Below are 17,165 nucleotides of genomic sequence, written 5' to 3' on the forward strand. Positions count from 1 at the left end.
GAATTCCTCTTCAGTGGGCATCGCCGGGCAGGACCCGAACGCTGGCAAAAGTCTTGTCGTCGAAACTCGCGCCCAGCGACGCCGCGCACACATGCAGGTACCAGGCGCCGTTCTGGTCGAGGGTCACCGGGGCTTCATAAACGCCGTCGCCCACTTCCAGCGCGCGACGTGTTGTACCCGGGACGTCGGGGCCCGGAAGTAGCGCACCTGAACGTCCTTGACCCCGGTGCGCTGCGCCTTCTGCTTGCCCTGAACGATGCGAAAGCGCACCACGTAAGGACTGCCGAGGGCGGCGGTGGACGTGTCGAGCATGAATTCCACCTTCGGCACACCCGCGTGCGGGTTGAGGTTTTTGTCCGGCTCAACCAAGGCCGTGAAGCAATGGATAATGTTCGGCTGGTTCAGCAGGAAGGCCACGTCGAAACACCCGGCGGTGGGCAGTTTGATCCGTGCGCTGTACAGCCCCGGCTCGACTTCGCGCAGGCTGCGGTCGATGACCATCGCCGCCCGCGCCACTTGGCCTGGGCCAGGGACCTGTCATGGTCGTCGACCACATCGCGGCGCAGGGCGAACATCATTCCGTTGGCGTTCTGTGCACCGAGGCGGTTGAACATCAGCGGCTGATCCAGCGCCACGACGTTGGCCACCAAGTTGCGCTCGCAGCGCACGGCCGCTTCTGCCAGCTCGATGCCCAGCATCGACGCCACCAACAGCAGCAGATTAAACAAGGACGGAGCGCAGGGTATGCCGGTCATGATCACGGGCCTCGCTGTGGGTACTCATTAGGAATAAGTCTCGACAAATCCTCTTGAGCAATCCGCATGCCATAAATATTTTAGTTATTTTTCAATCGGTTACAGTAATTACTTAATAACTCGGGGGATATTCCCCACCCATTCCCCACTTTCCGGGCGGGGCCTTGTAGCAGCTGCCGAGCCTGCGAGGCTGCGTTCGGCTGCGAAGCAGTCGTAAAACCTGAACGCGAGGAATTGCTGAAACACCGCGTCGTCTGAATTCACGACTGCTTCGCAGCCGAACGGGGATAAATCCCCTCGCCACAGCCTCGCAGGCTCGACAGCTGCTACGGGGCGAACGTGGTCTTCAGTTCGGTGATACAGATCGAGTTGCCCCACTAATGGGGGAACCCCCCAATCACAGCGGCGCATCCGCGGCCAGGCCCTGCAAGCGTCGGTATTGGCGCAAGACACTGGGCACGTAACGCCGGGTTTCGGCGAACGGCGGGATCACCCCGCCACGGCTGAGCACCGCTTGCGGCCCGGCGTTGTAGGCCGCCACGGCGAGGCTGATGTCGTTATCGAACAGGGTCATCAGGTGCTTCAGGTATTTGGCGCCACCCTGAATATTGGCTTTCGGGTCATAGACATTCTTCACCCCCATCTCCCGGGCGGTGTCAGGCATCAATTGCATCAACCCGCCTGCGCCTTTGGGTGACCGCGCACCGGAGTCATACGCGGACTCGGCCTGGATCACCGCATGCAACAGCGCCGCCGGCAATTCATTGGCTGTGGCAGCCGCCGAAACCAGCTCGGCATAGGGCTGCCGGGCAATCATCTGCGGTTGCTGATCCATGCTGACCCGGGCGGGTTCAGGCTCATGAATCACCCGTTCATAGATGCGGCCGGGACGGTGGACATTGGACAGAACGTAGCTGCCCTTGGCGTCCACAGAAACGAACACATCGGCCTGAGCGACGCCGGTCAGCACTAGCAGACCGAGCAGTCCTGTGGTGAATGTTTTCATTATTTGCCTCTCCTGCCCGGCCCCGAAAAATGGGGCTAATGCCCCAATGGCCGGTAGTAAACCAGCCATACGCAAGCACTGTGCCGGATGCGCAAAGGCCCGTAATTCAGGGGTTGCAGAAGGATCTCCGAGCCTGTGCATGGCAATTGCATAAGCCTTCATGGCGACCCTTCTGCCGACTGTGTGAGGTCATCATGAATCAGCGTTTGCGTTCCGCCCCGCGTGCTCAAAGCGGGTTCACCCTGCTCGAACTGTTGGTGGTGCTGGTGGTGCTGGGGCTGTTGGCCGGCATCGTCGCGCCGAAGTATTTCGCCCAACTGGGCCGCTCCGAAGTGAAGGTGGCCAAGGCTCAAATAGAAGGCCTGGGCAAAGCATTGGATCTGTACCGTCTGGAGGTCGGTCATTACCCGTCGACCGAACAGGGTTTGCAGGCGCTGATCACCGCGCCCAGCGATGAAACACGCTGGACCGGCCCTTACTTGCAGAAAAAACTGCCGCAGGATCCGTGGGGCCGTAACTACACCTATCGCTGCCCCGGCGAAAACGGCGAATACGACTTGCTGTCCATGGGCAAGGACGGTCAACCCGGCGGCGAAGGCGAAAACGCCGAAGTCACCAGCTGGCAATGACGGGAGTGGCGACCATGCGATTTCATCTCAAAGCCGTTGGCAAGGCCGGTGTAGTCTCATTGACCGTCGAGGCGCTTGGCCACAGCGAAGCCCGGCGCATCGTCGAAGATCAGGGTTATCGGGTGGTCAGCCTGTACGCCGAGCGTCACTGGCGTGCGTTGCGCGTCAGGCAGCGCGAGACCTTCAACCTGGTGCTGTTCAGCCAGGAACTGACGACGTTGCTCAATGCCGGCCTACCGCTGATCGATGCGCTGGAAAGCCTGGCGGAAAAAGAGAACGCGCCCCAGGCCCGCAAAACCTTGAGCGAACTGGTGCGCCTGCTTTATGAAGGCAAATCGTTCTCCCAGGCACTGGCCCAGTTGTCGGCGGTTTTCCCTGCGCTCTACGTAGCGCTGGTGCAGTCCAGCGAGAAGACCGGCGCCGTGGGCGATGCCCTGGGCCGCTATGTCAGCTATCGCCAGCGCATGGACGAGGTTCGGCAAAAAATCATCAGCGCTTCGATCTACCCCCTGCTGTTGCTGGTGGTGGGAGGTGGCGTGGTGTTGTTTCTGATGGGCTACGTGGTGCCGCGCTTCAGCCTCGTGTTCGAAGGGCTGGGCTCGAACCTGCCGTGGCTGTCGCAGATCCTGATGAGCAGCGGGATGTTCCTGCACACCCATCAGGGTGAATTCTTCGGTACATTGGCGGCAATCATCGTCGCCCTCACCTTCCTCCAGCGCCAACCGGCCTTTCGCCGGGGCGTGGACCGCATGATCGAAAAACTCCCGGCGGTCCATCAACGCATCTTCATGTACGAACTGGCGCGCTTCTACCGTTCGCTGGGGATTCTGCTGCAAGGCGGCATTCCCCTCGTCACCGCCATGGGCATGGTTCGCGGCCTGCTCACCGTCGCCTCCCGCGCGCGCCTGGACGAGGCCTGCGAACGGGTGCGCGAGGGCCAGTCGCTGTCGACCGCTCTGGAACTCAATCACCTCGTGACACCGGTGTCCCTGCGCTTGCTGCGCGCTGGCGAACAGTCCGGCAACCTGGGGCAAATGATGGAGCGCAGCGCCGACTTCTACGACGAAGAAATCAGCCGCTGGATCGAATGGTTCGTGCGGCTGTTCGAACCCTTGCTCATGACCTTCATCGGCCTGCTGATCGGGGTGATCGTGATCCTGATGTACATCCCGATTTTCGAGCTGGCCTCGAGTATTCACTGACCCCTTGAACAGGGTGAGCTGTACGTTGCTGTGTTCATCGACGTTACAACTGAATAAATCAGTACGTTGAAGTGTTTATCAACAGTCCAACTGAATAATTGGATAAAGCAGCACGTTGCATTGTTCATCAACGTTCCAACCTGAATAAGAAGACGGAGAACGATATGCACATCAACAAGCTTTTGATTGCAGTAGCTATTGGCGCAGTTCTGTCGGCGTCTACCGTATTGATTCCGGACAGCCTGTCCGGTATGTCGAGCGCTCAGGCCAAGGATGGTGGTAGTGGTGGCGGGGGCGGCGGTGGATCTGGTGGTGGTGGCGGATCTGGCGGCGGTGGCGGTGGATCCGGCGGGGGCGGCTCTGGCGGTGGTGGAAGCGGTGGCGGCGGCAATGGCGGTGGTCACGGCGGAAGCGGCAGTGGCGGCAACAGTGGCAGCGGTCACAGCGGCAGCGACCATGGTTCGGGACATTCCGGTAACACAGCCTCCTCCGGACGCAATGGCACTCACGCCGAGCCCGGTGATGACCACGGCGTTCATCGCGCCGGTGAAATCGGCGACGACCACGGCGTGCATCGTGCAGGTGAAGTCGGCGATGACCACGGCGTACATCGCGCCGGTGAAGTCGGCGATGACCACGGCGTGCATCGCTCGGGTGAAATCGGTGACGACCACGGTGTGCATGTCGGTGGCGAGCCAGGCGATGACAAACGGACCTGACAAACACTGAACCCCAAAACTCCACAAATCCCCTGTGGGAGCGAGCCTGCTCGCGATAGCAATCTGTCATTCAACATGATGTCGTCTGACACTCCGCCATCGCGAGCAGGCTCGCTCCCACAGTGGAAGTGGTGAGCCTTACAACCCACCGTCAGCCTGATCCAACCGCTCGCGCAAAAACTCGATCAACGCCTGCACCGGCCGCGAACTCTGACGATGCTGCGGATACACCGCCGATAACGTCAGCGGCTGCGGACGATACTCGTCCAACACCGGCACCAGCCTGCCATCCTTCAGCGCCGACCCGACAATGAACGTCGGCAAGTACGTAATCCCCATCCCGGCCACCGCCGCGTCCTTGAGCAACTCACCGTTGTTGACCCGCATCCTGCCTGTAACGTTGACAGTCAGCGGCTTGCCCTGCCCGTCGAAACGCCATTGCACCTGACGACCGTGGCCGTAAGGCAGGCAGTCATGCGTGTGCAAGTCTTCGGGTTTGAGCGGCGTACCGCGCTCGGCCAGGTAAGCCGGGCTGGCGCAGTACACCCGCTGGATGGAGGCGATGCGTCGGGCGATCAGCGTCGAATCCTCCAGAATGCCAATGCGCAGCGCCAGGTCATAACCCTCACCGAGCAAATCCACCGGCCGATCACTGAGGTCGACCTCCACCGTGACGTCGCGATAACGCTGCAAAAACACCGGCAGCAGACACCCCAAATGCGCCAGCGCAAACGACAGCGGCGCGCTGATACGAATAGTGCCGCGGGGCTCAGTGGTCTGGCCGGCGATGCCCTGCTCCACTTGCTCGACTTCGCCCAGCAGGCGCAAGGCTGACTCGTAATAACTCTGCCCCAGTGGCGTCACGTCCAGTCGCCGCGTGGAGCGATTGAGCAGCCGCACACCCAGACGCTCTTCGAGTTGCATCAACCGCCGGCTGACGAACTGCTTGGACAGGCCTAATTGATCGGCCGCCGCGGTGAAGCTGCCGGAATCCATGACTTGGCAAAAAATACGCATATCTTCGAACGGGTTCATTGTCACGCCTTGGTTGACAGTCAAACATTTTATAGCCGCTTTTGCGCGTCCGGTTAAGGTCAAAGGTGAATTGCCGGTGTTCGTGTTCTTCCACGGTGGCGACTGGGTGTTGGGCGATTACCCGACTCACCAGTCGTCTGATCCACGACTTGGTGGTCGTGGCCTTGATGGCCAAGGAAACAAAAAACCCCGGCCCTGCGCTTCCAGCTGTTGATGTGGCCAGTGACCAACGCACAGTTCGACACCGGGTCGTACCAGCAATTTGCTGAAGGCCACTTCCTGACCAAGGGCATGATGAACGGGTTCTGGGACAGCTACACCACCGACAAAGCCGAGCGTGCGCAGATCCATGCCTCGCCGTTGCAAGCCAGCGCCGAACAGCTCAAAGGCTTGCCAGCGGCCCTGGTACAAACCGACGAGTTCGACGTGTTGCGTTACGAAGGCGAAGCCTATGCCCGCCACCTCGACGCGGCCGGTGTGCCGGTCACGGTCGTGCGCTACAACGGCATGATTCACGACTTCGGCCTGCTCAACCCGCGGAGCCAGATTCCGGAAGTGAAAGCGGCGGTTCGCCAGGCGGCACTGGAACTCAAGACTCACTTGAACTGAGTCCTCACCTCGCCACACAGAAATGCGTGGCGAAGCTGCCTGCCCTTGTAGCAGCTGTCGAGCCCCAGCGAGGCTGCGTTCGGCTGCGAAGCAGTCGTGAAATCAGGCGATGCGGTTTTCCAGCAAGACCGCGTATACAGGTTTCACGACTGCTGCGCAGCCGAACGCAGCCTCGCTGAGGCTCGACAGCTGCTACAGGAAGCGCATTCGCCAGCCAAAAAAATGCCCGCACATTCGCGGGCATTTTTCGGTGTGATCGCAAACTTACTTCGACGTCAGCACCGAGTAGCTGTTCATCAAATTGCGGTAGTTCGGAATGCGCGGCGACAGCAGGTTCGCCAGGCCTTCCATGTCGTTGCGCCAGTCGCCCTGCAGCTCGCAGGCCACCGAGAACCAGTTCACCAGTTGAGCACCGGCCGCCGCCATGCGCGCCCAGGCCGCTTGTTGCACGGTTTCGTTGAAGGTACCCGAGGCGTCGGTCACGACGAACACTTCAAACCCTTCAGCCAGCGCCGACAGCGTCGGGAACGTCACGCAAACGTCGGTGACTACACCGGCGATGATCAGTTGCTTGCGGCCTGTGGCTTTAACAGCCTTGACGAAATCTTCGTTGTCCCAGGCATTGATCTGGCCTGGACGCGGGATGTATGGCGCGTCCGGGAACTGTTCTTTCAGCTCGGGAACCATCGGGCCGTTCGGGCCGTTTTCGAAGCTGGTGGTCAGGATGGTCGGCAGCTTGAAGAACTTGGCCACATCGCCCAAGGCCAGTACGTTGTTCTTGAATTCGTTCGGCGAGAAATCCTGAACCAGCGAGATCAGACCCGTCTGGTGGTCGACCAGCAGCACCACGGCGTCATCTTTATTCAAGCGTTTGTACGGAACGTTGCTCATGTGAAACTCCTCGGTGGATGGGTGTTACATACGGCGCCGACGCGCAGGGTCGGCGCTTTTTTTTGATCGTCAGAAGGCAAAGCACGAGCAGCCAAACGCGCCCCAGAAACCCGCGAAATCGCTGACCGGCGCATTCGACAAGCGCGCCTTTTCATGGTTATGGGAATGCACGCCGCACGGCCCGCTGCAATGGTGAACCTGCGCCTGCATCGGCGAGGTCGGACGCCAGTGCCCCGGCACTTTCACCACCGGCGACCAGTCCGGCAGCACCGGCACGCTGGCCGGCCCGAGTTTTTCGAAGTCACCGGCGGCGTACACCACCTTGCCGCCGACCACGGTCAACACCGACTCGATCCACTTGATCGCTTCTTCGTCGACGCTGAAAAAATCCGCGCTCAGGGCCGCGACGTCAGCCAGTTGGCCAACCTTGATCATGCCTTTCTTGCCCTGCTCGGAAGAGAACCAGGCGCTACCGTGGGTGAACAGCTCCAGCGCGGTTTGTCGGGACAGGCCCTCGGCGTGCAGTTCCAGGCCACCGACGGTGCGGCCGCTGACCATCCAGTACAGCGAAGTCCAGGGGTTGTAGCTGGACACTCGCGTGGCATCGGTACCGGCGCCGACCGGTACACCTTCGGCCAGCATGCGCTTGATCGGCGGCGTGGCTTCGGCCGCTTTGGCGCCGTAACGCTCGACGAAATATTCGCCCTGAAACGCCATGCGATCCTGAATCGCGATACCACCACCCAGCGCCCTCACCCGCTCAATGTTCTGCGGGGTGATGGTTTCAGCGTGGTCGAAAAACCACGGCAAACCGTTGAACGGAATGTCACGGTTGACCTTCTCGAACACGTCGAGCATGCGGCTGATGGATTCGTTGTACGTGGCGTGCAAACGGAACGGCCAGCGCTGCTCGACCAAGTGGCGCACCACCGGTTCCAGCTCGTCTTCCATGGTTTGCGGCAAGTCCGGACGCGGCTCGAGGAAGTCCTCGAAATCCGCCGCCGAGAACACCAGCATTTCCCCGGCGCCGTTGTGTCGCAGATAGTCGTCGCCCTGATGCAGGGTCACGCTGCTGGTCCAGTTCTTGAAGTCAGTCAGCTCTTCCTTGGGCTTCTGGGTGAACAGGTTGTAGGCAATACGAATGGTCAGCTGCTGGTCCTTGGCCAACTGCTCGATCACCTGGTAATCGTCCGGATAATTCTGGAAACCACCGCCGGCGTCGATGGCGCTGGTCAGGCCGAGGCGATTGAGTTCACGCATGAACTGGCGTGTCGAGTTGACCTGATACTCCAGCGGCAACTTCGGCCCTTTGGCCAGCGTCGAGTACAGAATCATGGCGTTGGGCCGCGCCACCAGCATGCCGGTCGGCTCACCGTTGGCATCGCGCACAATCTCGCCACCCGTCGGGTTCGGCGTGTTGCGGGTGTAACCGGCCACCCGCAACGCGGCACGGTTGAGCAAGGCGCGGTCGTACAAATGCAGGACAAATACCGGTGTATCCGGCGCGGCCTGATTGAGTTCTTCGAGGGTCGGCATGCGCTTTTCAGCGAACTGGAATTCATTCCAGCCACCGACCACACGCACCCACTGCGGCGTCGGCGTGCGGTCGGCCTGTTCCTTGAGCATGCGCAGGGCATCGGCCAGCGACGGCACCCCTTCCCAGCGCAGTTCAAGGTTGTAGTTCAAACCGCCACGGATCAGGTGCAAGTGCGAGTCGTTGAGGCCGGGAATGACGCAGCGACCCTTGAGATCGATGATCTGCGTGCCCGAACCGCGCAGGGCCATGGCTTCGGCATCGGTGCCGACCGCAACGAAGCGACCCTCGCTGATCGCAACCGCACTGGCGCGCGGGTTTTCACGGTCAACGGTATGAAATTGGCCATTGAACAAAATCAGATCGGCGGTCATCGCGTTTCCTTGGGCTGAGTGGAAGAGGACAGCCAAGGCGCGAACAACCGCGTCGCCATCGGCATGAACAGGTACACCACCGAAACGACGATGGTCAGCGTGATCAGGAACGTCGCGACCACGTAATTGGAAAGGATGGCGTTGAGTTGCAACAGCGGGCCCCAGATCAGCGGCACCAGCAAGGTGTGCGGCAAAATCACCAACAACGTCACCACGGCCTGCTTCCAGCGCGGCGGTGGCGGCGAAGCGGCGTCGGCTTGCGGCGCGAACCAGAATTCGTTGACCGGATTGACCTCGGTCTGGTCGCCGTCGGCGAGCATCGGCGTGGCTTCGTTAACCAGTGCCAGCCGTTGCGGCGAATCGAGCCAGCGCTGCATCGCGTCGGTAGAGCAAAAGCGCAGCACGCAGGTGTACATGTCCAGGCCGGCGTTTTTGCCGCGCATCACGTCCACACCCAAGTGCCCTTCCTGCTGCCCGGCAATACTGACAATGTTGCGCAACCAGGCTTCGTAGGGCACTTCAAAACCGGCCTTGACCCGGTGCTTGATCACCAGGGTCACGACTTCCTCGAAACGATTGGATTCAGGCATAACGTAAAGCTCCGGCGAATCGGACATTGAGCGCCAGCCGTCCCGGCCCGGCGATAAGAATGCTGGTGAACAGAATCAACAGCAGCCAGCCGAACTGCCCTTCATCGAGGCTCCATTGCGGATGCACAATCAGCAGCGCCACCAGCAGCAAACACAGAATCGGCAGACACGCCAAACGCACCAGCACCCCGGTAATGATCAACAACGGACACAACACCTCGGCAAAAATCGCCAGCATTAGCGTGACGTTCGCGCCCAGGTGAAAAGGGTCTTCGATGATCTGCAGTTGCGCCCTGTAGTTAAGCAGCTTCGGCAAACCGTGCACCCACAGCAGAAACAATCCGGCACTGACCCGCAAAAACAGCAGTCCGAGATCCTGGACCCGCTCATCCCATCGCGACGTATTCATGGGCTACCTGCACAAATGAAAAACCACCGGCGTTCATGCGCCGGGACTTGATTTGATAGTGCCGGTGTGGGGGCGGGAAAAATTGGATGTGTGTGCTCTTTTTGTGGATGAGCCCGGCGGTACGATCCACCGCAGATCCCTTGTGGGAGCGAGCCTGCTCGCGATAGCGGTGGGTCAGGCAATATCAATGCTCAATGACACATCGCCTTCGCGAGCAGGCTCGCTCCCACAAGGGATATTGTTTGCCCGCAGGTTTCTGTCAGGCACAAAAAAACGGCCTCTACCGAGACCGTTTCTTTTCAACTGACGACGTTACCGCGGATCAACTCTGTCCAACGCCCGATTCACCACCAGCTCAGCCAGCATGATGACCTGCTGAATACCCGGCATCGTATTGCGATGCGGCCCCTCCATCAGCCCGGCGAAATCGCTGGCCATGACACTGGCGGAAGCCAGAGATTCGCAGGCGTTGACCAATAGGGTTTCAGTGTCGATGCCATTAAACCCACCTCTCAGATCAGTACATATTCGCTGTGGGAGCGAGCCTGCTCGCGATGGCAGTCAGTCAGCCAACTTCAATGCTGAGTGACACACCGCCATCGCGAGCAGGCTCCCACACACAGTTGGACTGGGCGCATCTGGAGGAGATTGGTCGGCTACTAGGCCGCCATCGCGAGCAAGCTCGGCTCCTACAAAAGCAGAGCGGCGCACACCCGCCGCCCTCCACCACTCAACAGGCCGAGCGTTAGCTCGCCTGCAGCTTTTGATCTTGATCCATCCGCCCCTGCGGGAAGCTGAGTGGAGGTGTTCATCTGGGGGTAGGCGCGCAGCGCCGTTCGACGAAGTCGAACACATCGAGAGGAGGTTGAAGCGAAGCCAACCGGAGGCGATGCCCCCAGATGAATGCCGAAGCGAGGGTACGCCGAGCCTGGGCGAGGGGCCGGACGCTGGGGCGAAGCCTTTTGGTTCCTTTTTGGCGTTTGAAAAAGGGACTCGCCGTAAGGGCCATCCCTTTCAAGGTCTTTGATAAAATCCCCCAAAAATACCGGTCAGGACGACGAGACGATGTGGGCAGAGGTTTTAGCGCGGTTCGAGAAAAAAGCACCGGCCAGTGTCATGGCCAAATTGGTGTTGGAGCAGGCCATTGCGCCTGAGTGGGTCGATCAGGTGTTTGAAGAGCATCGTCAACGGCAGTACCCGCGTGAGCTTTTGTTTTCGACTATCGTTGAGCTGATGTCCTTGGTTTCACTGGGTTTGCGGCCTTCGCTGCATGCCGCAGCGCGGCAGATGAATGATCTTCCCGTCAGCTTGGCGGCGCTCTATGACAAGGTCAGTCGCACAGAGCCTGCGCTGCTGCGTGCCTTGGTAATCGGCAGCGCACAGCGCCTGGCTCCGACGATTGAAGAGCTGGGTTGTTCTGCCATTTTGCCTGGCTGGCAACTGCGAGTCGTTGACGGTAACCACCTGCCTTCCAGCGAAAAACGTTTGGGCGCTTTGCGCCGTGAACGAGGCGCCGCTCGGCCTGGTTTTTCGGTCGTGGTTTACGACCCTGATCTCGACCAGGTCGTCGACCTTCAGCCCTGCGAAGATGCTTACGCCAGCGAGCGCGTCAGCGTGCTGCCGTTGCTGGAAAAAGCCAGTGCTGGCCAACTGTGGATGGCTGATCGACTGTATTGCACGCTCCCGGTCATGGAGGCCTGCGAAGATGCCGGGGCTTCATTCATTATTCGTGAGCCAAGTAAGCATCCGCGCCTGTTTCAGGAAAGCGACTGGCAGGAGTCTGTCGCGGTCGCGACGGGAAACGTGCGCGAGCAAACCATCGAAGTGAAAAGCGGACGCCAGTGGCGGCGTGTCGAACTTCGCCTGCAAAAACCCACCGAATCAGGCGACGCCACGCTGTTGTTCTGGAGCAACTTGCCCGACACCATCAGCGCTGAACAAATCGCCGACTTGTACCGTCGTCGCTGGAGTATCGAAGGGATGTTCCAGCGCCTGGAATCGGTGCTGGAAAGTGAAATCGAAACCTTGGGCAACCCTAAGGCAGCCCTGCTGGGGTTTGCGTCGGCTGTGTTGGCTTACAACATTTTGTCGGTGCTTAAGCGCAGCGTTGAACAGGCTCATCGCCAGACCCAACCTGAAGATTGGGAGGCATCGATTTTCCACCTGACGATACAGGTACGCAGTGGTTATGAGGGCATGCAGATTGCCTTGCCGCCAGAGCACTTATCCATCCCAATCCGCGCAGGAGGGCTGGCTCAGCACTTACTGGCGCTGGCCAGAAAAGTCCCGCCAAAAACCGTCGCTAAAAGCAAACGAGGTCCGAAGGTGCCTAAATCCAAGGAGTGGCTTGAAGGCAAGGCAGTGCATGCCCACGTGTCGACGGATAGGGTGCTCAAGGCCGCCAAAGTCAAAAGACCTTGAAAGGGATGGCCGTAAGGGCGAAACCCTAAGTGGCCGTTACCGCAGGAATGGATATGTACACCTGAAAGAGATTGGTCGGCTACTAGGCCGCCTTCGCGAGCAAGCCCGCTCCCACAGTTGGATGGTGTACATCTGGGGGAGAATGGTCGGCTGTCAGGCCGCCTTCGCGAGCAGGCTCGCTCCCACAGTTGGACGGGGTACATCAGGATATAAACAGGTCGGCTGTCAGGCCGCCTTCGCGGGCAGGCTCGCTCCCACAGTTGGACGGGGTACATCAGGATATAAACAGGTCGGCTGTCAGGCCGCCTTCGCGGGCAAGCCTCGCTCCTACAGGGGATCGGACAGGCGGGAACGTGGTCGGCCCGGAGGCCGCCACGGTCAAGCCGAAATCGGCAAAGGCCTCGACATGAACTCACTGATCCGCGACCGCAACCACCGCTCCGCCGGATCATTGTCATGCACCCCGCTCCATGCCATCGACAACTGCGCCGCATCGATGGGAAACGGTGGATCCTCAGCCCGCAACGCACACCCTTCAACCAGCGCACACGCCGCATAATCCGGCACGGTGGCGATCATTTCAGTGCCGGCGAGCAACGCGCGCAAACCGCTGAACTGCGGCACGCCCAATACCACGCGGCGGCTACGGCCGACCTTGGCCAGATCCAGATCGATGTTGCCGCTCAGGTCGCCGGAGAACGACACCATGGCATGCGGTCGTTCGCAGTATTCGTCGAGCGTCAGCGTCCCCGGTCGTTTGTCCCCGCGCAGCACTTTGCAGGGGATGTCCCGCAACTTCTTGCACTTGGCATTCGCCGGCAAATCCGTGGTATAGCTCACCCCCACGGAAATTTCTCCCGAGGCCAGCAATGCCGGCATCAGCAGGTAGTTGGCGCGGCGCACCACAACCACGATCCCCGGAGCCTCTTCTTGCAGTTGCCGCAGCAACGGCGGAAACAAGCCAAACTCGGCGTCGTCCGACAGCCCAATGCGAAACACATCGCAGCTTGTAGCAGGATCGAATTCTTTAGCCCGGCTCACCGCCCCGGAAATCACATCCATCGCCGGCTGCAGCTCCTTGAGAATCGCCAGTGCCCGCCCCGTCGGCTCCATCCCGCGGCCGTTGCGCAACAGCAGCGGATCGTCGAACAGATCCCGTAACCGTCCCAGCGCCGCACTCACCGCCGGCTGCCCCATGAACAGTTTTTCAGCAACACGGGTGAGGTTCTTTTCGAACATCAACGCCTCGAAAATCACTAACAGGTTCATGTCGACGCGGCGCAGATCGTTACGGTTCACAGGCAGGTTCCCTTGTGTGTTCAGCCAGGCACTTAGCGGTGGACTTTACTCGATCAGCGGTACGTTGGCTGCACGTTTGTAAGGACCGTACTCCACCGGTACCCATTGGAAATGCTTGCCCTGCGCCGCGATATGGCCGATGCCCGGAAACGGCAAATGCGCCGCCGTTACCCAGACTTTGCTCGCCGCTGCATCGCTGAAAACCTTGGCGCGGCTCTTGATCGCTTGCTGGCTGTTGACGTCAAAGCCGATCGACACTTCAGGGTGCTCGAACTGCACCGCGAGGTTATGCACCAGATCGCCCATGAACAGAATGCTCTGCCCCTGCGAAGTGAAGCGGTACGTGGTGCTGCCCGGCGTGTGACCGGCCTCCAGTTCCGCATCGACTACACCCGGCACGGGCGACTGACCGGCATCGAACGTCTTGAAGCGACCTGCCGCGACGTAGGGCGCGGTCGAGTCCTGGGCGATTTTGAAATACGGCTTGGCACCCTCGGGCGCCTTGCCCAGGGCCTTAGGATCGAGCCAGTAGTCAGCTTCTGCCTTCGCCGCGTAAACAGTGGCGTTGGCGAAAATCGGTTTCTGCTGGCCGTCGACGAGTCCGCAGACATGGTCCAAATGCAGGTGGGTCAGCAAAATCGTATCGACCTGCGCAGGCTCATAACCGGCGGCTTTCATATTCTCTGACAGCATCCCGGCTGTAGCACCAATGCACTGGCCAGCGCCGGTATCGACGAGGATCAACTGCTTGCCAGTGTTGATCAGAAAGGCGTTGAACGCGGTTTGTACGCCCGGCGTTTCAATCGAACGGCGAGCCAGCAGCGCGCGGATCTGACTTTGGGTCAGGCCCTTGAGCAATTTGGGCGACAGATCGTTGTAGCCATCGAACAACGCCGTCACCTCGTAATCGCCCACCGCCAACCGGTAGTAACCCGGCACTTGTGTGCCGACTTGCGCCGGTGCCTGAGCCGAGGAAATGCCGGACGCCAGCGCTACCGCGAGCCCCAGCGCGCAAACCAGAGAATGTTTCATGCCACCACCTTGGTCGAGTCAGAAGAGCGGCCACGCACAACGCCGCCAGATAACGTCTATTTTGCACGGCTCGTACCCGCAGAAATTGCAGCAATGTGCTGAGTTAGCGCTGTTGGTTACCACCTCACACGGACGGAATTAACAACGTTTAACTCGCCTGCCAGAACCCAGCGGCCAAAGATGAAGCTCACCGACACGGACATTTTTCATGGCCCATTCTCAGCAAAACGTCGCCCGCGCGACGGCTACTGAAACGCGAAAGAAAAATACCGGCGGCCTGACCCCGTGGCGCGAAAGCCTGGTCAAGCAACTGATCCTCGAGCGCCTTGGTGAAACCGTTGAAGTGACCGAACTGGCCCGCGCCTGCGCCCTTTCGCGCAGTCATTTCTCCCGCGCGTTCAAGTGCAGCACCGGGCTCTCGCCTCAGGACTGGATTCGCAACCAGCGCATCGCCCGCGCCAAGCAATTGATCCAGAGCACTGACCTGACGCTGACGCAAATCAGTCTCGAATGCGGCTTCTGCGATCAGGCACATTTCTGCCACATCTTCACCCGCAGCGAAGGCATCACTCCGTTTGCGTGGCGTTGCAAGATTGTGCGCGCCTTACGCCTTCCTCCCGCGAATCACCGCGCTGCCTCCACGTCTCAACTTAACGCACCGTAAACCCGCCAACACATTCCTTGCAGCAGCTGTCGAGCCCCGGCGAGGCTGCGTTCGGCTGCGAAGCAGTCGTGAATTCAGCACCCCGGTGTTTCAGGTAGGCTGCGTTCTCGGATTTTGCGACTGCTTCGCAGACGAACGCAGCCTCGCCGGGGCTCGACAGCTGCTACAGAGCTTCCATGGCATAGGATCGGGGGGCTAGGGATTAACGCTTAGTCCTTCAAAAACGCCAGCAGATCAGCGTTGAGCTGATCCTTGTGGGTATCCGTCAAGCCATGGGGAGCGCCCGGGTAGACCTTCAACGTAGATCCTTTCACCAGTTTTGCAGATGCAATGCCCGCCGCTTCGATCGGCACCACCTGGTCAGCATCGCCATGCACCACCAGCGTCGGTATGTCGAACTTCTTCAGGTCTTCGGTGAAGTCGGTTTCGGAGAACGCCTTGATGCAGTCATAAGCGTTCTTGTGGCCGGAGGTCATGCCTTGCATCCAGAACCAGTCGATCATGCCCTGGGATGGCTTGGCGTCCGGTTTGTTGAAGCCGAAGAACGGACCGCTGGCGAGGTTGATGTAGAGCTGCGAACGGTCGGCCAGGGACGCCTCGCGAATGCCGTCAAACACCTCGATCGGCAGGCCGCCAGGGTTGGCTTCAGTCTTGAGCATCAGCGGTGGCACCGAAGAAATCAGCCCGGCCTTGGCCACGCGGTCGGTGCCGTGGCGACCAATGTAGCGCGCCACTTCGCCGCCGCCCGTGGAGAAACCGAACAGCACGGCGTCTTTGAGGTCCAGCAACTCGATCAACTGCGCCAGATCATCGGCGTAGGTGTCCATGTCATTGCCGGTCCATGGCTGGCTGGAGCGGCCATGACCGCGGCGATCATGGGCGATCACCCGGTAACCTTTGGAGGCCAGGAAGATCATCTGCGATTCCCAACTGTCGGCATTCAGCGGCCAACCGTGGCTGAAGACGATGGGCTGACCGGTGCCCCAGTCCTTGTAATAAATCTCGGTGCCGTCTCGGGTCGTGAACGTACTCATGCGTTGTCTCCTTAGCGAGTGTTGGGGTGTATCAAACCGGTGAGTGGCTCATGCGTTCAGCCAGCCGCGCCACTCGCTCGCCCAGATGCGCAGCGGTGCAGCGGTCTTCGGGGGGAGGTGCGAGTTCGGGGGACTGTTCGACATTCGACTGCGCCATGGCGCCCAGCGAGCTGCCCAGGCGATTCATTTGCCCATCGAACACGCCCGTGCTCGAACGCGCCGGCAGCAGGTCGAGGCCGACCCAGATCATTGAATGCTGCGCGGCGAACACTGCCATCTGCAGCAAGGTGTTGAGTTTGTCGCCGCACAGGCAGCCGGAATTGGTGAAGCCGGCCGCCAGTTTGTCGCGCCAGGGTTGGGCCAGGTAGAACGCCGCCGTAGCTTCCATGAACCCCTTGAAGGCTGCCGAGGCGCTGCCCATGTAGGTCGGCGCGCCGAAGATGATCGCGTCGGCGTTGTGCAAATGGTCCCAGTGCCGGTCCACGTCCTCGACCGAAATCAGCTGGCAGGTACTGCCCAGGTGCCTTTCCACACCCAGGGCCACTGCTTCGGCCATGACACGGGTGTGCCCGTAGCCACTGTGATAGACCACCACCACGTTGCTCATTCCGGCGTCCTCATGACATGTTTAATCCCTTTGTTACACGGCAGCCCCCCTGTGGGAGCGAGCCTGCTCGCGAAAGCGTTGTATCAGTCACTAACGATGTTGAATGTGCCGCCGCCTTCGCGAGCAGGCTCGCTCCCACAGACCGGTGGCCGTTGAAGATGCAGAGTTTTGGGCGTAGACAAGACGCAGGACGAGTTAAACGTTGTTAATTTTCCCTGGCGCGCTAAAAGCCTCAGCGACACCTTCAAGACCGTCGCGCCCAATAAATACGGAACGTATGAACAGGGGCCGCAAACCAGCAGTCCAGGCGGACACCGCTGAGTCATGCGCCCAGCGCATTGCGCTGTCGTACAAA

The 17,165-nt window shown here is 60.2% G+C and carries 16 protein-coding genes and 3 pseudogenes; 6 read left to right on the forward strand and 13 right to left on the reverse strand.

Annotated features, from left to right (window positions below):
* Positions 1-10: 10 nt before the first annotated feature.
* The 3 genes and pseudogenes from ACYZTW_RS21765 to ACYZTW_RS21775 all read right to left on the reverse strand — a co-directional run.
* Positions 11-531 (reverse strand): annotated as a pseudogene (locus ACYZTW_RS21765) (cytochrome D1); the annotation flags it as partial.
* Positions 525-755, reverse strand: a pseudogene (locus tag ACYZTW_RS21770) (hypothetical protein); the annotation flags it as partial. The pseudogenes ACYZTW_RS21770 and ACYZTW_RS21765, both read right to left, overlap by 7 nt.
* A gap of 397 nt (positions 756-1,152) precedes the next feature.
* The gene (locus ACYZTW_RS21775; RefSeq protein WP_462001753.1) at positions 1,153-1,761 is read right to left on the reverse strand and encodes a lytic transglycosylase domain-containing protein; all 609 of its coding nucleotides are present in this window, start codon (positions 1,759-1,761) and stop codon (positions 1,153-1,155) included.
* A 194-nt stretch (positions 1,762-1,955) separates the two neighbouring features.
* Between ACYZTW_RS21775 and gspG the strand changes: the two genes are divergently transcribed.
* The 3 genes from gspG to ACYZTW_RS21790 all read left to right on the forward strand — a co-directional run bounded on the left by gspG (position 1,956) and on the right by ACYZTW_RS21790 (position 4,311).
* Positions 1,956-2,390, forward strand: coding sequence for a type II secretion system major pseudopilin GspG (gene gspG, locus ACYZTW_RS21780; protein WP_462001754.1), 435 nt, complete (start codon positions 1,956-1,958; stop codon positions 2,388-2,390).
* A gap of 14 nt (positions 2,391-2,404) precedes the next feature.
* Positions 2,405-3,592 (forward strand): type II secretion system F family protein, encoded by a 1,188-nt coding sequence (locus tag ACYZTW_RS21785; protein WP_462001755.1) that lies wholly within the window; start codon positions 2,405-2,407, stop codon positions 3,590-3,592.
* 164 nt (positions 3,593-3,756) lie between these two features.
* On the forward strand, positions 3,757-4,311 hold the full coding sequence (locus tag ACYZTW_RS21790; protein ID WP_462001756.1) for a hypothetical protein: 555 nt from the start codon (positions 3,757-3,759) through the stop codon (positions 4,309-4,311).
* Between the two features lie 138 nt (positions 4,312-4,449).
* Here the strand turns inward: ACYZTW_RS21790 and ACYZTW_RS21795 are convergent, their stop codons facing one another.
* On the reverse strand, positions 4,450-5,346 hold the full coding sequence (locus tag ACYZTW_RS21795) for a LysR family transcriptional regulator (protein WP_462001757.1): 897 nt from the start codon (positions 5,344-5,346) through the stop codon (positions 4,450-4,452).
* A gap of 46 nt (positions 5,347-5,392) precedes the next feature.
* Between ACYZTW_RS21795 and ACYZTW_RS21800 the strand changes: the two are divergent.
* Positions 5,393-5,955 (forward strand): annotated as a pseudogene (locus ACYZTW_RS21800) (alpha/beta hydrolase fold domain-containing protein); the annotation flags it as partial.
* A 264-nt stretch (positions 5,956-6,219) separates the two neighbouring features.
* Here ACYZTW_RS21800 and ycaC read toward each other — a convergent pair.
* From ycaC to ACYZTW_RS21825, 5 genes are all read right to left on the reverse strand, one after another.
* Positions 6,220-6,846, reverse strand: a complete 627-nt coding sequence (ycaC, locus tag ACYZTW_RS21805; protein ID WP_008032694.1) for an isochorismate family cysteine hydrolase YcaC — start codon at positions 6,844-6,846, stop codon at positions 6,220-6,222.
* Between the two features lie 69 nt (positions 6,847-6,915).
* Positions 6,916-8,754 carry an amidohydrolase gene (locus tag ACYZTW_RS21810; protein ID WP_462001758.1) on the reverse strand — a complete coding sequence of 613 codons (1,839 nt, stop codon included), beginning with the start codon at positions 8,752-8,754 and terminating at the stop codon, positions 6,916-6,918.
* Complete coding sequence (locus ACYZTW_RS21815; RefSeq protein ID WP_462001759.1) at positions 8,751-9,344, reverse strand: antibiotic biosynthesis monooxygenase; 594 nt, start codon at positions 9,342-9,344, stop codon at positions 8,751-8,753. Before ACYZTW_RS21815 ends, ACYZTW_RS21810 begins: the two co-directional genes overlap by 4 nt.
* The gene (locus tag ACYZTW_RS21820) at positions 9,337-9,753 is read right to left on the reverse strand and encodes a DoxX family protein (protein WP_462001760.1); all 417 of its coding nucleotides are present in this window, start codon (positions 9,751-9,753) and stop codon (positions 9,337-9,339) included. Before ACYZTW_RS21820 ends, ACYZTW_RS21815 begins: the two co-directional genes overlap by 8 nt.
* Before the next feature lie 312 nt (positions 9,754-10,065).
* Complete coding sequence (locus ACYZTW_RS21825; RefSeq protein WP_462005817.1) at positions 10,066-10,281, reverse strand: DUF6124 family protein; 216 nt, start codon at positions 10,279-10,281, stop codon at positions 10,066-10,068.
* A gap of 588 nt (positions 10,282-10,869) precedes the next feature.
* Here ACYZTW_RS21825 and ACYZTW_RS21830 point away from each other — a divergent pair.
* On the forward strand, positions 10,870-12,174 hold the full coding sequence (locus ACYZTW_RS21830; RefSeq protein ID WP_462005703.1) for an IS4 family transposase: 1,305 nt from the start codon (positions 10,870-10,872) through the stop codon (positions 12,172-12,174).
* A 378-nt stretch (positions 12,175-12,552) separates the two neighbouring features.
* Here ACYZTW_RS21830 and ACYZTW_RS21835 read toward each other — a convergent pair whose 3' ends face one another.
* Positions 12,553-13,473 (reverse strand): LysR family transcriptional regulator, encoded by a 921-nt coding sequence (locus ACYZTW_RS21835; protein ID WP_462001761.1) that lies wholly within the window; start codon positions 13,471-13,473, stop codon positions 12,553-12,555.
* 45 nt (positions 13,474-13,518) lie between these two features.
* Positions 13,519-14,505, reverse strand: coding sequence for an MBL fold metallo-hydrolase (locus ACYZTW_RS21840; RefSeq protein WP_462001762.1), 987 nt, complete (start codon positions 14,503-14,505; stop codon positions 13,519-13,521).
* Positions 14,506-14,713: 208 nt separating this feature from the next.
* Here ACYZTW_RS21840 and ACYZTW_RS21845 point away from each other — a divergent pair, with 208 nt between their 5' ends.
* The gene (locus tag ACYZTW_RS21845; protein WP_462001763.1) at positions 14,714-15,169 is read left to right on the forward strand and encodes a helix-turn-helix domain-containing protein; all 456 of its coding nucleotides are present in this window, start codon (positions 14,714-14,716) and stop codon (positions 15,167-15,169) included.
* A 209-nt stretch (positions 15,170-15,378) separates the two neighbouring features.
* On the opposite strand, the gene ACYZTW_RS21850 is transcribed toward ACYZTW_RS21845, so the two are convergent.
* Complete coding sequence (locus ACYZTW_RS21850; protein WP_462001764.1) at positions 15,379-16,203, reverse strand: alpha/beta fold hydrolase; 825 nt, start codon at positions 16,201-16,203, stop codon at positions 15,379-15,381.
* Between the two features lie 31 nt (positions 16,204-16,234).
* Positions 16,235-16,810, reverse strand: coding sequence for a flavodoxin family protein (locus ACYZTW_RS21855; RefSeq protein WP_462001765.1), 576 nt, complete (start codon positions 16,808-16,810; stop codon positions 16,235-16,237).
* Positions 16,811-17,165 lie beyond the last annotated feature (355 nt).

This window comes from Pseudomonas sp. LB3P25 (genome assembly GCF_054897985.1).

Bases quoted from the DNA above. Each gene is read 5' to 3' on its own strand.
- ACYZTW_RS21820 (WP_462001760.1), bottom strand. From the start codon at position 9,753: ATGAATACGTCGCGATGGGATGAGCGGGTCCAGGATCTCGGACTGCTG.
- ACYZTW_RS21810 (WP_462001758.1), bottom strand. From the start codon at position 8,754: ATGACCGCCGATCTGATTTTGTTCAATGGCCAATTTCATACCGTTGAC.
- ACYZTW_RS21795 (WP_462001757.1), bottom strand. From the start codon at position 5,346: ATGAACCCGTTCGAAGATATGCGTATTTTTTGCCAAGTCATGGATTCC.
- ACYZTW_RS21850 (WP_462001764.1), bottom strand. From the start codon at position 16,203: ATGAGTACGTTCACGACCCGAGACGGCACCGAGATTTATTACAAGGAC.
- ACYZTW_RS21840 (WP_462001762.1), bottom strand. From the start codon at position 14,505: ATGAAACATTCTCTGGTTTGCGCGCTGGGGCTCGCGGTAGCGCTGGCG.
- ACYZTW_RS21830 (WP_462005703.1), top strand. From the start codon at position 10,870: ATGGCCAAATTGGTGTTGGAGCAGGCCATTGCGCCTGAGTGGGTCGAT.
- ACYZTW_RS21775 (WP_462001753.1), bottom strand. From the start codon at position 1,761: ATGAAAACATTCACCACAGGACTGCTCGGTCTGCTAGTGCTGACCGGC.
- ACYZTW_RS21815 (WP_462001759.1), bottom strand. From the start codon at position 9,344: ATGCCTGAATCCAATCGTTTCGAGGAAGTCGTGACCCTGGTGATCAAG.
- ACYZTW_RS21785 (WP_462001755.1), top strand. From the start codon at position 2,405: ATGCGATTTCATCTCAAAGCCGTTGGCAAGGCCGGTGTAGTCTCATTG.
- ACYZTW_RS21855 (WP_462001765.1), bottom strand. From the start codon at position 16,810: ATGAGCAACGTGGTGGTGGTCTATCACAGTGGCTACGGGCACACCCGT.
- ACYZTW_RS21845 (WP_462001763.1), top strand. From the start codon at position 14,714: ATGGCCCATTCTCAGCAAAACGTCGCCCGCGCGACGGCTACTGAAACG.
- ACYZTW_RS21790 (WP_462001756.1), top strand. From the start codon at position 3,757: ATGCACATCAACAAGCTTTTGATTGCAGTAGCTATTGGCGCAGTTCTG.
- ycaC (WP_008032694.1), bottom strand. From the start codon at position 6,846: ATGAGCAACGTTCCGTACAAACGCTTGAATAAAGATGACGCCGTGGTG.
- gspG (WP_462001754.1), top strand. From the start codon at position 1,956: ATGAATCAGCGTTTGCGTTCCGCCCCGCGTGCTCAAAGCGGGTTCACC.